Here is a 14438-nt window from a genome sequence, read left to right as displayed (position 1 = left end):
GGTTAAACTAGCACAATTAACACTTTCAAAAGTATCTGATGGCACGTTTTTTCTACTCGCTCGTTATTTATCTACTCAGCCCGTTGATTATTTTTTATCTTTATATGATCAGAGGTAAAAAGAACCCAGCTTACCGGGAGCACTTTACTGAGCGCTTTGGTTTTGTGACTACTAAAAATACACCTAAACAAAATACTCAACCCGTTATTTTTCACTGTGCTTCTGTAGGTGAGGTTTTAGCGGCCACACCACTTATCAAAGCATTACAAATAGCTCAGCCAACGTTAGCTATAATGATTACTTGCAATACACCAACAGGGCGTGAGCAAGTAATTAATAATTTTAAAGACTCAGTGCAAGTAGCCTACCTTCCTGTAGACTTTCCTTGTGCGACCTGGCGTTTTTTAAAGCGCATTAATCCACAGATATTATGTATTTTAGAAACTGAGTTATGGCCAAATTTAATGACGCAGGCTTTTAAGAAGCAAATTTCTGTGCTGGTGCTTAATGCACGACTATCTGAAAAATCCCAGCGTGGGTATAAAAAAGTACAACCGCTAACCCGTGTAATTATGAATTCTATAACGACTCTTGCCAGCCATAATGAAGAAGATGCAAAACGTTTTATTGAGCTTGGTCTGAAAGAATCAAAAGTAACTGTTACCGGCTCGATAAAGTTTGATATTACCCCCTCAAAAGAACAACTAGACAAAGTTACCAACCTAAAAGAACAGTATAAAAATGAGCGTTTTATTTGGGTGGCAGGCTCAACTCATCCTATTGAGCATGAGCTAATATTAGCCGCACATCAAACTCTTTTAAACACACAGCCTAATGCATTACTGGTTATTGCACCGCGCCATCCTGAGCAATTTGATAAAGTCGCTAAGCTACTTGAAGAAGCCGAACTTACTTACTGCCGCAGAAGTACTAATCACTTGCCATATAAGAAAGAGCAAGTGCTCTTAGCTGACACCCTTGGTGAGCTACAATGCTTATATGGCATGGCTAACATTAGCTATATTGGCGGCAGCTTAATTGAGCGCGGTGGTCATAATCCTTTAGAATCCGCGGCCTTTAATGTTGGGGTTTTAAGCGGGCCACATACTTATAACTTTAATCACGTTTATCCAGAGCTAATTGCGCTTGGCGGCTGTTTAATTGTCAAAAATGTCGATGAACTTAGCAAGCAATTAATTACACTTTGCCAACAACCTGAACAAATTGAAAACCTTGGCACGCAAGCCGCAAGGTGCGTCAACAATAATCAAGGCGCAATTGCGCGTACACTTTCTATTATTAAGCAAAGTTTAAAACTATGACTAATTCAACTTCAACGCTTGCTGAGCGTCAAACCCGCGAATGGGTATCTAGTGTTATTGTAAAATTTAACTTTTGTCCTTTTGCCCGAAAAGAGGTTGAAAACAACTGTATTCATTATCAAACAAGTACTGCTACCCGTGCTGATGATGCTGTAATGGAAATGCTTGAGCAATGCAACGAGCTTGATCAGCAACAAATGCGTGAAACTACATTACTAATATTTGAGCAAGGGTTTAGTGACTTTGATGAGTTTCTAGATTTAGTCGATTTAGCTCATGCTCTTTTGGTTGCCCAGGGGTTCGAGGGGAAATATCAAATAGCTAACTTTCATCCAGACTACGTATTTGCTGATAGTGATGACGCCGACGCGGCCAACTATACAAATCGCGCGCCCTACCCCACTTTGCATTTAATTCGTGAAGCGAGCATGAGCGAAGCACTTGAAAACTATAACGAGCCCGAGTCCATTCCTGAGCACAATATCAGCCTAGCAAGGCGTAAAGGGATTGATTTTTGGCATACCTTATTAGCAAACTGTAAAAAGCCGAGAACTTAACTCTCGGCTTATATAAATCAACTAATTACTTTTTAACCCACTCGCCATTCACTTCAATAAAGTGACCTGATTGGGTTTTTTTAATAGTTTTTGCAGCGGCTAACGCCTCCACCTGTGCTAAAGATAAATCGTTCTTTTTAGCTAATTTCAAATATTGCGCTTTACGCTTTTCATTGATTTCGTCAACAACTGCTTTTGCCTCTGCATTTTGTACTACAAGACCTAAATAACCAGAGCTATCTTCGCCAACTAAGCCTTGGTCTTTTGCATTATCTAGACTAATTGCCCACGCTGAAAACGATAAACATACAGCGCTTAATAGGGTAATTAAATTTAGCTTTTTGTTTTTAATAGTCATTATAACTCCTTAGAATAATTCACTGTCATCACTAAATAGACTATCAAGCTCTTTGTCTACTTTTACACGAATTTCATGATCAACCTTTACGTTTAGGTTAATGGTAATGGGCTCTTTAGCGGCTACTTCAACACGGTGCGTACAAGCACTCAATAGCCCAAGCACTGATATTATTACTAACCATTTAGTCATTCTTGCTTCCTTTTGTTGAATACTGTTGCTCTACTTTTTGGGTGATTTCATCGCTTAACCTGAGCGCCCGAAGTAAAGTAAATACGTTCTCTTCGTGATTATAGTTAAAGTTCACTTGCTGTTTTTGTACTTGGTTATAACCTTGTAAGCTAACTCCTAAGTACAACCAACCATCGGGCTTTAAATTAACGCTACTTTTTAAACTTTGAATATCTAAGTTCTCTAATAAACCAATAATAGGTTCTAACTCTTGCTGCTGCGCTTTAACAGCATTAAAAGCGGCGTTGTCGGCAATAATTAACTTACCATCACCTTGGTTATGTAACTCGCCCTCTTTAACTTCAACGCCTTGCTCATTAAAATGTACAGGTAAAGTACCATTAACTCTACCCGTTAAGGTAATACCCGATTTATCGTCTAGGGTAATTACTTTACTAGCATCAATATTATTAAAAGTCACTAAAGCTTGCTGAGGAGTATGAAACAGGCGGTACTTATCTAGCTTAAAACTGCCGCCCATTACTTCACCTTCCAGATTACTCACTTGAGGTACGGTATTGTTAACCTGCCATTCGCTACTGATATTTTTAACTATAGCGCCCGCTCGTAACTCTAAAAGTGTAAATGTAGTAGGTGCAACATTAAGCTCTCCTGAATCATAACGGCCACTTAACTGACTGCTAAAGTGATCACCTAAATAATCATTGTACAGCCCACTGGCTTTATTTATTTGGGCGTTAAAATCAGCACGCTGTAAATTAACATCACCTTTAACCTGTCCATTTAAAGTGCCATCAGTGAGTATCACTGAAGGTAAAAACTGTTGGATCAACGGATTAAGTTTTGTCATCGCTTGGCTTGGAATAATCACCTCAAATGGATGCGCTACTGCCGATACATTATGATTAGCAAGAAGCTCGACTCCATCAATAAATATATGATGAGATGCTTGCAATGCACGACTTTGCAGACCTTTAGAGCTAACTCGGATATTATTTAAATTAACCACGTCACTTTTAAATTGCTTAAGCTTAGTTTCACTGACTAAATCAATAAACAGCTCACCTACACGCAATGTGGTATTTGCCGTTAACTGATTAGTGGCACCTGTTAGTTGATAGTCGTTAAACTTTACAGAATCCAGCTTACTATCAAGCTGCAACTGTGTTTTTTTCGCTTTATCAATATTGGCTGAAAATGTTGCTTGGTATTTTTTTAACTTAAGTTCATTTTCGTTTGCTATGTAATTTGCTGAGTCTAAAGATAATTGCGTATTAAATATGAGGCCTGTTAGCGGCGTTAATACATTAGCTATATTAAAGCTACCTTGGCTTTTAAATCCCTCGCCGTTCACAGGTAAAAATACAGGTAGTGTGTCAATTTTTAGTAAGTAATCACCCTCAACAGCCCCTTCTTCTAAAGCTCCATTAAGCGTTAAGTTATTAATATCATCTGTTTGCATTACTAATGCAAGCTGCCCTTTAGCGCTATTGAAGGGATCATTCAAGGCTATACTTACATTTTCAGCTGTAACTATTGTTTGGTTACTTTCAGCTTTAAGCAATACTTTGTCAGTAGCTAGCTGCTGTTTATTTACAGTGATTTTTTCAGGAAGCGATAATTGCCAATCCAGAGAAAGCTGCTTACTTAAGTAGTTACGTTGCGGCTTATTATTGGTAATTAAATCAAAACAGCTTTCATGTGCTTTAATTTGGCTCGTTAATTGGCTGGCATCAAGGATTAATAGCTTTTCGTTAAGCTCATAATGTGTTTTAACATCACCATTAATATTAAAAGTTAACGGGCACTCATCAAGCTCTTTTGTATAGCGAGCTTTAATTGTGCTGTTTAAATCAACCGATACACCATCAAAACTAAAGTTGTGTTCACCAGTAAGTTGAATCTGTTCAATAGGGAACGCTTTTGCAAGTAGCTCATCGTTAACTTTAATAGTACCGGATATAAGCTCAGAGCTTGCCTTGATTGTCGCATTGATATCGCCGTTAAGCGTAAACATATTAAGGGTTGGCTCTTTTATAGCAGTAATTAAAGGTTTACTTAACTGAGGGTGAGAAACCTCAAGCCGCTCTATACTTAAAAGAGGTCGTTTTGCAGGTAACTCTAGTGCAAGCTTTTTAAGTTGTGCGGTTGTAACAGTATCCTTTTCGTCGCTGCTGCCCCCTGCAAAGGAGTCCTCACTTAAGCGTAAGTTAGCGCGGTGCACTGATACTTTCTGGCTGTTGGCTACAATACCACCTAACTCTAATTGGTGGTCTAAATAGGTAATACACACTCGCTCAACATGTAAATTTAAATCACTATTAATTGACCAGTCCAAGCAATGTAACTCGATACCCGACTGACTTAACGTGGGAGCAATGAACCACTGCGTTAATGGCATACGAAATACATAGCCAAGTGTTAGAACACTTAGTATTAAAAACAGTAAACCCCAAGCAGCACGTTTGATCATATTATCCTTAAAATTAATTTTTGAATCTTGAAGAATCAGTGTAGACATCGAGTAGGGTGAGGCTTATGCCTCATCCCTCTCACAGAACCGTACGTACGGACCTCGTATACGGCTCCTGTACCCTTCACATTTTATCAACTTATTTCCTAAACGCCGATAAAGCAAGCCATCCCGTATTCACTTTTTCTATTGGATATAAACCAAGCTCCTCAAACCATTGGTTTGGCATCGATACACAAGATAAAGGGCTTAGTGAGTTACGCCACGAGTTCATCTTAATGAACTTAAACGGTGGCTTTTTTCCTAACTGTTTTAGTCGTCGATGTAGCCTTGATGGCTTCTTCCACAACCTCAGCTGTATTGCCCTTAGTCTTCGTCTGATCCAACCTGCCAAGGCTTTTAGCTCTCGTTTACAATTGGCTATACTAAAATAATTTACAAAACCGCGCACAACTGGATTTAGCCGTTTTATTACTTCTGCTAAATTTATGCCGCCGTTACGTTTTGTTAATTGCTTCACTTTTTGTTTAAACCCGATGAGTTTTGATGCTTGTATCCGTGTCCACTGGCTACCTATCTCTACTCCCAAAAACTTCACTCCTTTGCTGCTATGAGCAATATGGGTTTTATTTTGGTTCACGGTTAATTTCAAGTCTCGCTCTAGTATCTGGGTGGATGCCTTAAGTGCTTCTTGCGCTGCTTTTTCTGTGCTGCACAAAATCAAGATATCATCTGCATACCTCACTATTCGGTGATTACGCTTTTTCATTTCTTGATCGAAAGCATCTAGGTAGATATTGGCCAATAACGGGCTAATTACGCCACCTTGTGGGCTTCCTATCGTACTAGCCTCCCAGTGTTCACCTATCATTACTCCGCTTTTTAAGAACTGATTAATCAGTTTTAAAATACTACCGTCCGTCACTTTGCGTCTAACACTCCTAATTATCAAAGCATGATCAAGCAGGTCAAAACACTTCGACAAATCCATGTCTACGACCCAGTCGCGATGGTATTTACGGATAAATACACTTGCTTTACTGATAGCGTCATGACAGCTTCGTTTCGGCCTATACCCATAACTCGATGGGTGAAAGTCGATGTCGAATATCGGTTGGAGTATGTTCAATAGTGTTTGTTGCACTATTCGGTCTCGAACTGCGGGGATACCTAGCATTCTGACACCGCCATCATCTTTGGGTATTTCCACCCGTTTGACAGGTTGTGCCCTATATTGCTTGGTTTGCAGCTCAAGTTGCAGTTGTTTTAAGTTTGCTTCTAAATTCAGGGCGAATGCGCCTACGGTCTGCCTATCTATTCCGGCCGCTCCTTTAGCTGCTTTCACTTTTTTGAATCCCTTGTACAGGTTATTAATGTCTAATAATTGTCCGTACAAGCTGTAGTAAACTGTCATTTTCTGCCTTTGCTTGCGGTATGTCTGCTCGTGTCACTCTACTTATCGCTGATTCTTCATGATGACATTAGGTGTGCTAGCCTTTTTTGGCAATCTGCCTAAGTGGTCAGTCATTACTCCATTGCTCGCCCTTCAATTCTCAGCGTCTACATTCCTGTTTGGCCGTCATATTTTGGCTATTTCCGTCGAAATACTTGTGAGCCGATAAACAAAAGTTCCCGTCTTTCATACGCTTAAAGAATACTTCCCCCCTTCGCAATCAATTAAAGCTTTTGGCTAAAGTTGACCCCATCAAACATAATGTTGATGGTCGGCTTGGTTTTCCCCTCCACACCATTACTGGCTTTCATCGGCCTAGCCTTACTCACTACTACGGGTTCATCTGCCACCTCACACCGACACTAAATCTTGGCTTTCACCTTGAATTTAGGCCACTTACTCTCATTAAGTTTAGATGCCAGGCTTCCCCAGTTACTGCACTGGCTCCCTGTTAGAAATCCCACCCTCAAGCACAGTATTGGTCTGACTAAGTATAGGGCGTTGCGCTATTTTGCACGCTGACCCACCAATACTGCCGAAACAGGTTACGGTTAGTTGTGTACCTCTAACTTCTTATGGCTTCCTTCAGACCCCACCGTTGGCCAGTGACGCCCTTGCCATTCAGATTATCTTCCCCTTAGTCAGGGTGATAAGGCATCTTTCAGCCTATCGGGTTTGCCAGCTTCGCTGGGCAAACAAAAAAGGCTGCACAATGCAGCCTTTTTTATTTTAAACGGTTTTTATTAACCTATGGTTTATAACCAAAGCTATTAACCTACATTTTTACGTGCATTACGGAACATACGCATCCATGGACTATCTTCTTTCCATTCATCTGGATGCCAAGAATTAGCTACAGCGCGGAACACGCGTTCAGGGTGTGGCATCATCACTGTTGCACGACCATCTGTTGATGTAAGACCTGTAATACCTTCTGGCGAACCATTCGGGTTGTTAGGATATTGCGTTGTTGGGTTACCGTAGCTATCAACAAACTTCACTGCCACAGAGCCTGAGTCAAGTGCAGCTTTAACAGCAGCATCGTTTGCAAATTCAGCATGACCTTCACCGTGCGACACAGCAATCGGCATACGCGAGCCTGCCATACCTTTAAAGAATACCGATGGACTCTCTTGCACTTCAACTAGACTAAAACGCGCTTCAAAACGCTCAGACTTGTTCGTCACAAAACGTGGCCAATGTTCAGTACCTGGGATCAGCTCTTTAAGGGTTGATAACATCTGACAACCATTACACACACCTAAGCTGAAAGTATCTTCACGGTGGAAGAAGTTTTGGAACTGATCGCGTGCCATATCATTAAATAAAATTGACTTAGCCCAACCTTCACCCGCGCCTAATACGTCACCGTAAGAGAAGCCACCACAAGCCACTAGACCTTTAAACTGTTCAAGCGTTAAGCGCCCTTCAAGAATATCACTCATGTGCACATCAACAGCTGCAAAACCAGCACGGTTAAATGCCGCCGCCATTTCAAGGTGCGAATTTACACCTTGCTCACGCAAAATAGCCATTTTAGGCTTAGCGCCCGTTGCAATATAAGGTGCAGCAACATCTTCGTTTAAGTCAAAGTTCAGTTTAACGTTAAGGCCTGGGTCCTTTGCATCAAACTTGGCATCGAACTCTTGCTTAGCGCAATCAGGATTATCACGACGTGCTTGCATTTGGTACGTTGTTTCAGCCCAAATGGTACGAAGCTCAGTACGGGTATTGCTTAGTACTGAGTTACCAGCGCGGTTAAATATGACTGCGTCATCGTTATTAAGCGTACCAATTTCGTGGCTAATTGCTGCAATGTCATGCTCAGCTAATACCGCATTTACTGCGTCTAGGTCGCTGTTAGCAACTTGAATTACCGCACCTAGCTCTTCATTATAAAGTGCTTCGATGTCTGAACCGGTTAAACCATCAAGATTTACAGTGACACCAGTGTGTCCTGCAAAAGCCATTTCAGTTACAGTAGTAAATAAGCCTCCGTCTGAACGGTCATGATAAGCAAGTAGTTTACTGTCAGCGACAAGTGCTTGCATGGCGTTGTAGAAACCTTTTAATAGCTCAGGGTTATCAACATCAGGTGTTACATCACCTAACTGCTTGTACACTTGTGCCAAACTTGATGCCCCTAGACGGTTTTGACCGGCGCCTAAATCAACTAAAATAAGTGATGTTTCACCTTTATCAGTGCGTAGTTGCGGTGTCACTGTTTTACGTACATCATCAACACGGCCAAACGCAGTAATGATAAGCGATAACGGCGCTGTGACTGATCTATTTTCGCCATTTTCGTCCCACTGGGTTTTCATCGACATTGAGTCTTTGCCCACAGGAATAGTTAAACCAAGCGCTGGGCAAAGTTCTTCGCCAACCGCTTTTACGGCTTCATAAAGGCCTGCATCTTCACCCGGGTGACCTGCCGCTGCCATCCAGTTTGCAGAAAGCTTAATATTTTCAAGGCTACCAATATTAGTACACGCAATATTAGTCAGTGACTCAGCAACCGCTAAACGGGCAGACGCCCCATAATTTAAAAGTGCTGCTGGCGTACGCTCACCCAGAGACATAGCTTCACCGTGATAAGTGTCGTATGTTGCTGCAGTTACTGCGCAGTTAGCTACAGGTACTTGCCAAGGGCCAACCATTTGGTCACGAGCTACAAGGCCTGTTACCGAGCGGTCTCCGATTGTGATTAAAAAGGTTTTTTCTGCAATGGCTGGTAAACGCAGTAAACGTGTTGCCGCTTCTGCAACATCAATTAAACTGGTATCAAGCGGATCGCTAAGTGCTTTTTTAGAGTGTGCTTCGCGGTGCATTTTAGGCGCTTTACCTAGTAATACATCTAACGGTAAATCTACTGGGCTATCATTAAAATGGCTGTCAGCAACGGTTAGATGACGTTCTTCTGTTGCTTCACCAATTACTGCGTACTCTGCACGCTCACGCTTACAAATAGCTTCAAAACGATCATAGTCTTCAAGGGCTACAGCAAGTACATAGCGCTCTTGAGATTCATTACACCAAATTTCATGCGGTGCCATACCCGGCTCATCATTTGGGATATCACGCAGTTGGAATTTCCCCCCACGACCACCGTCATTTACAAGCTCAGGAAATGCATTTGATAAACCGCCTGCGCCCACATCATGGATAAACGCAATAGGGTTTGCATCACCAAGCTGCCAGCATTTGTCGATCACTTCTTGGCAACGGCGTTCCATTTCTGGGTTTTCACGTTGCACAGAAGCAAAATCTAAATCTTCGTTCGATTGGCCAGAAGTCATGCTTGATGCAGCACCACCACCTAAACCAATGTTCATTGCAGGACCACCTAAGGCAATAAGTTTAGCGCCTACGGGAATATCGCCTTTTTGCACATGGTCGGTACGAATATTACCTAAACCACCAGCAAGCATAATTGGCTTGTGGTAACCACGTACTTCTAAACCATTATGGCTGGTTACTTGTTCTTCATAAGTACGGAAATAACCCACTAAATTAGGGCGGCCAAATTCGTTATTAAATGCCGCGCCACCCAAAGGGCCTTCAGTCATAATATCAAGCGCCGTTACAATACGTGCAGGTTTACCAAAGTCAGTTTCCCAGGGTTGTTCATAACCTGGAATACGCAAATTAGATACCGTAAAGCCCACTAAACCCGCTTTAGGTTTAGAACCTCGGCCTGTGGCGCCTTCATCACGAATTTCACCACCAGATCCTGTCGCCGCACCAGAGAATGGCGCAATAGCGGTTGGGTGATTATGGGTTTCAACCTTCATCAAGATCTCAATATCCTCTTGATGATATGCATATTCACCTTCAAAATTAGGGAAGAAGCGACCTGCTTTTGACCCTTTCATTACCGCTGCGTTATCTTTATAAGCCGATAAAACATTTTCAGGGTTTAACTCGTAGGTATTTTTGATCATTTTGAACAGAGACTTAGGCTGCTCGATGCCATCAATAGTCCAATCGGCATTAAAAATCTTATGACGACAATGTTCTGAGTTTGCTTGGGCAAACATAAATAATTCGATGTCGTTTGGGTTACGCCCTAACTTTTTAAAGTTTTCTACCAAGTAGTCAATTTCGTCATCGGCCAGTGCAAAGCCTTGCTCTATGTTTGCGTTCGCTAATGCTTCACGGCCACCACCTACAATATCTACAGATGACATTTTGTTGGGCGTATCAGTACGGAATAACTGTCCAGCGTCAGCAAGTGCGCTGTGTGTAGATTCAGTCATACGGTCATGTAATTGAGCCGCAACGGCTGTTAACTGCTCAGTGCTTAATTTACCCTCGATGTAGTAAGCAACACCACGCTCAACACGGTGAATTTGGCTCAAACCACAATTATGCGCAATATCCGTTGCCTTAGAGGCCCATGGTGAAATAGTACCTGGACGAGGGGTAACAAGAATTAACGTGCCGGCAGGTGTGTGCTCAGCAATCGTTGGGCCATAAGTTAACAACTTTTCAAGCTTAGTATGCTCATCAGCAGAAAGTTCGGCTGTTAAATCAGCAAAATGTGCGTATTCGGCATAAACATTAGTGACAGGAAGTTGCGCTTGTTGGCAACGGGCTAAAATTTTCTGAACTCTAAAATCGGAAAGTGCAGGTGCACCACGAAGGATCAACATAGGTATTTTCATCCGGGGTTAGGGATTGAACGATATTTTAGGCGCATAGTATACCCAAATCACCTCAAAATGCGAGTTTCAGTTGAAGTTAAAAGTGATTTAAGTAAGACATTGATTGCGATAATAATGGTTCTGTTTTTAAAATCAATAACGTAGTATAAGTCGCTTTAAACCAACACATGGGCGTAATTATACACCCCAATAAAACTAATCGTGCAGTGACGCCAGAGCGAAGTTTTGATATAACGGTATTATGGCACTCATGGGGCGCATTATGTTTAAACAAAAGCTAATAATAATCATTACGTTAGTAACACTTTTATGTGCCTGCAATATGCAGGAAGAACCGTCGCAGTTAAGCCAAATAAAAGCCGATAATAAAATTCGTGTAGGCACTCTCGCAGGCGCAACTAACTACTACCAATCGCCACAAGGCGAGCAAGGTTTTGAATACGAACTAGCGCAAGCATTTGCCGACCATTTAGGTGTTGAGCTTGAGATGGTACCGTTTTTTAATTTATCAGATATGTTTTCCCGATTGGACAGCGGCGACTTAGACATTATTGCCTCGGGTTTAACTTACGATAATGTCCGCGCACAAAACTATCGTTTTGGCCCAACATATCGCACCATAAGCCAAAAGCTCGTTTATAAACAAGGTCGCGTTCGCCCTCGTGAATATAGCGATTTAACAGGTAATTTAACGGTGCTTTCAAAAAGTAGCCATTCACTGGCGCTGCAAAAAGTACAGCAAAATCAACCTGATTTAACCTGGCAAGAAACCGAAGAATTTGACGAAGAAGAATTACTACAAGCTGTTATTGATGGCGATATTGACTACACCCTAGCTGACTCCCATACCCTTTCGCTATTTCGTCGCTACCACCCCAATTTAAGTATTGGTTTTTCAGTTACCCGTAACGACCCTATTGCATGGTTGTTGCGTAAAGATGGCGACGATTCACTATACGCGCTGATGGTGCCATTTTTTGGCGACGTTAAACAAAATAACCAACTTTATGTACTCGAAGAAAAGTACTTTGGACACGTGCGTCAATTTAATTATGTAAATACCCTCGCTTATATAGAAGCGATAAAAGACACCTTGCCTAAATACCAACCTTGGTTTGAGCATTACGCAGGCAGTTTAGACTGGCGTTTATTGGCCGCATTAAGTTATCAAGAATCGATGTGGAACCCACGAGCAAAATCGCCTACGGGGGTACGCGGAATTATGATGCTCACGTTAAATACAGCTAAACAAGTGAATGTTACAAACCGTTTAGCTCCTGAGCAAAACATTCGCGGTGGCGCCGATTATTTAACAACGTTAGTTAATCGCATACCCGATCGTATTCCACAGCCAGATAGAACTTGGTTAGCACTGGCCTCGTATAATGTTGGTTGGGGACATGTGAATGACGCGCGTATTATTACTGAAGTTCAAGGTGGCAGCCCTGACAAATGGGCCGATGTAAAAAAACGCTTACCCCTACTTATTAAAAAGCGTTATTACCGCACCACCAAATACGGTTATGCGCGCGGTGATGTAGCGGTTAAATACGTTGATAATATTCGCCGTTATTACGATGCACTCGTCTGGCTTGACGAAAATAATGCGATAGCCACTAACAAAAGTGAGACTGAACAAAAAGATTCAGAGCAAAACACTAAAGCAAGTACTACTGCTGAAGATACTACCGAGGGCAATAATTCAGAAAAAGCAGCTCAAAAAGACGAGAATAATAGTGCTGTTCTAGAAAGCAATGCCGATCCAAAAAACACCCAAAAGGAAAAGAATACCGAAAAAGTTATAACGCAAGACGAAAAACCGAAAACAGATAAAAGCACTGAGCAAATTAAAGAAGATGAGTCGAAAAAGAAGTAAGAATTAATGAAAGTGAGGATATTAAGATATCAGGAACAATTTTTAAAAAGTCGAATATACAATTTAAGTTTCAAGAGAATGCAAATGACTACTTTGAAATGGGCGTATATATAGGAAAACTTAAAAGTAATGTTTTATCAATCAGCTATACGTGCGTAAAAGGCGGTAAACAGTGCGCTGTTGCACGTGATGCAATTGAAAGTTCAGTATTTCAAAAAATACAACCAGGCTATCCAGGTTAAAATTTATTTAGCTAAAAGTTTTTTGCTTGTAATGAAATGATCATTACATTTGCGTATAAAGGGTGTACAGGCTTACCATAGTTCGATTTAGAAGCACTTTAATCGCGGCGCTATAGTATTATCGTTGCTTTATGTAATAAAGTCCGAGTAAAGCTACCGGTCCTGTTCAGGTACCTTACCGACATCTATACAGACAACAAAGAGTAAGGCGTCCCTAGGTAAAACAGTGCCTTCTTTCTCTCACACTCAAGGACATCTCATCATGTTAAAACGCAGACATCCCACACACAAATTTAAACGCAATATTATTTATTCAACAGCGACTCGTCGGCGTATTATGTTACGTAATTTACATAAAAAAGTTATTTGGCGTCGTCGCATGTATGCAATGCAGCAAATGGACGAAATTAATAATATCGCTCCCCAGCAACCAGACTTAGTGTCTACCCCCGACAAAAACAAAGCTAATTCAGATTAATCAGGTTTGTTACGTGCTGCCAGTTTGGCAGCTTTTATTTCTTGGCGGCGACGCTTAAAAAATAGCGAAATAACCTCACCGCATTGCTGAGCAAGTACTTCTCCTTGCACCTCAACTTGATGATTTAATTTAGGCTCTTGCAGTAAATTCATAATCGACCCTGCCGCGCCCGTTTTGCCGTCTTTTGCACCAAACACTAACCGTTTAATTCGGCTATGCACCAACAAACCAGCGCACATCGAACACGGCTCAAGTGTTACATATAAGGTGCAATCAATTAGCCGGTAGTTATCAAGTGCTTTACCGCCTTCACGAATAGCCATCATTTCAGCATGAGCAGACGCGTCATTATCCGTAATTGAACGATTATAGCCTGTAGCAATCAACTGATTATCTTTAACAAGTATCGCACCTACTGGTATTTCATTTAACTGCTCAGCCTGCGCTGCATATTCAAGCGCTTTTGCCATCCAGTATTCATCACTAAAATCTTTACTCATTCAATTTATTACTTACTTAAATAATTTCCTAAGTATATTAACTTAATGTGTAGAAATACCAAGCATACCGATTAACAACAAAAACGAATAAACCAATAATACCAATGTGACTAACTAGATAGCCATTTTGCTATCAGCTAAAACAATCCAGTTTGAGCTTATTCTAATGAAACCAAGTACCTGTAAAAAGAACAAGCATCTTCTTAAATTCATCAAGTACAACCCCCTTACAAACGAAAATATTAATCTCTAGACGGTGAATTTAAAAACATAGAGTGCCGGAGAACAAAAATAAAACGAATAAAAACACCTTTAACATG

The 14438-nt window shown here is 41.2% G+C and carries 10 protein-coding genes; 4 read left to right on the top strand and 6 right to left on the bottom strand.

Features of this window, described 5'->3' with window-relative positions; all coding sequences use genetic code 11:
- The first annotated feature begins 38 nt into the window (after positions 1–38).
- Both waaA and ACT3S9_RS02590 read left to right on the top strand, forming a co-directional pair.
- Complete coding sequence (gene waaA, locus ACT3S9_RS02595; protein WP_441834485.1) at positions 39–1322, top strand: lipid IV(A) 3-deoxy-D-manno-octulosonic acid transferase; 1284 nt, start codon at positions 39–41, stop codon at positions 1320–1322.
- Positions 1319–1879 (top strand): DUF1415 domain-containing protein, encoded by a 561-nt coding sequence (locus ACT3S9_RS02590; protein ID WP_441992760.1) that lies wholly within the window; start codon positions 1319–1321, stop codon positions 1877–1879. The genes waaA and ACT3S9_RS02590 overlap by 4 nt, the downstream gene beginning before the upstream one ends.
- Before the next feature lie 25 nt (positions 1880–1904).
- Here ACT3S9_RS02590 and ACT3S9_RS02585 read toward each other — a convergent pair whose 3' ends face one another.
- From ACT3S9_RS02585 to purL, 5 genes are all read right to left on the bottom strand, one after another.
- Entirely contained in the window at positions 1905–2237 is a 333-nt protein-coding gene (locus tag ACT3S9_RS02585) for a YdbL family protein (RefSeq protein ID WP_441834483.1), read from the bottom strand.
- Between the two features lie 9 nt (positions 2238–2246).
- The gene (locus ACT3S9_RS02580; RefSeq protein WP_441992761.1) at positions 2247–2429 is read right to left on the bottom strand and encodes a YnbE family lipoprotein; all 183 of its coding nucleotides are present in this window, start codon (positions 2427–2429) and stop codon (positions 2247–2249) included.
- Positions 2422–4902: an intermembrane phospholipid transport protein YdbH family protein gene (locus ACT3S9_RS02575; protein ID WP_441992762.1), complete on the bottom strand. Its 2481-nt coding sequence runs from the start codon at positions 4900–4902 to the stop codon at positions 2422–2424. Before ACT3S9_RS02575 ends, ACT3S9_RS02580 begins: the two co-directional genes overlap by 8 nt.
- A 139-nt stretch (positions 4903–5041) precedes the next feature.
- Entirely contained in the window at positions 5042–6316 is a 1275-nt protein-coding gene (gene ltrA / locus ACT3S9_RS02570; RefSeq protein ID WP_086960535.1) for a group II intron reverse transcriptase/maturase, read from the bottom strand.
- Positions 6317–7125: 809 nt separating this feature from the next.
- The gene (gene purL, locus ACT3S9_RS02565; protein ID WP_441994524.1) at positions 7126–11010 is read right to left on the bottom strand and encodes a phosphoribosylformylglycinamidine synthase; all 3885 of its coding nucleotides are present in this window, start codon (positions 11008–11010) and stop codon (positions 7126–7128) included.
- A 274-nt stretch (positions 11011–11284) separates the two neighbouring features.
- On the opposite strand from purL, the gene mltF reads away from it, so the two are divergent.
- Complete coding sequence (mltF, locus tag ACT3S9_RS02560; RefSeq protein WP_441834479.1) at positions 11285–12898, top strand: membrane-bound lytic murein transglycosylase MltF; 1614 nt, start codon at positions 11285–11287, stop codon at positions 12896–12898.
- Positions 12899–13402: 504 nt separating this feature from the next.
- Entirely contained in the window at positions 13403–13618 is a 216-nt protein-coding gene (locus ACT3S9_RS02555; RefSeq protein WP_441834501.1) for a hypothetical protein, read from the top strand.
- Here ACT3S9_RS02555 and tadA read toward each other — a convergent pair.
- Entirely contained in the window at positions 13615–14118 is a 504-nt protein-coding gene (gene tadA / locus ACT3S9_RS02550; protein ID WP_441834478.1) for a tRNA adenosine(34) deaminase TadA, read from the bottom strand. The two genes, ACT3S9_RS02555 and tadA, sit on opposite strands and share 4 nt — an antisense overlap.
- Positions 14119–14438: the final 320 nt, after the last annotated feature.

It is taken from the genome of Pseudoalteromonas sp. AOP31-A2-14 (assembly GCF_052378035.1).
Taxonomy (GTDB): Bacteria; Pseudomonadota; Gammaproteobacteria; order Enterobacterales; family Alteromonadaceae; genus Pseudoalteromonas.
This window is presented reverse-complemented; position numbering and strand designations above follow the sequence as displayed.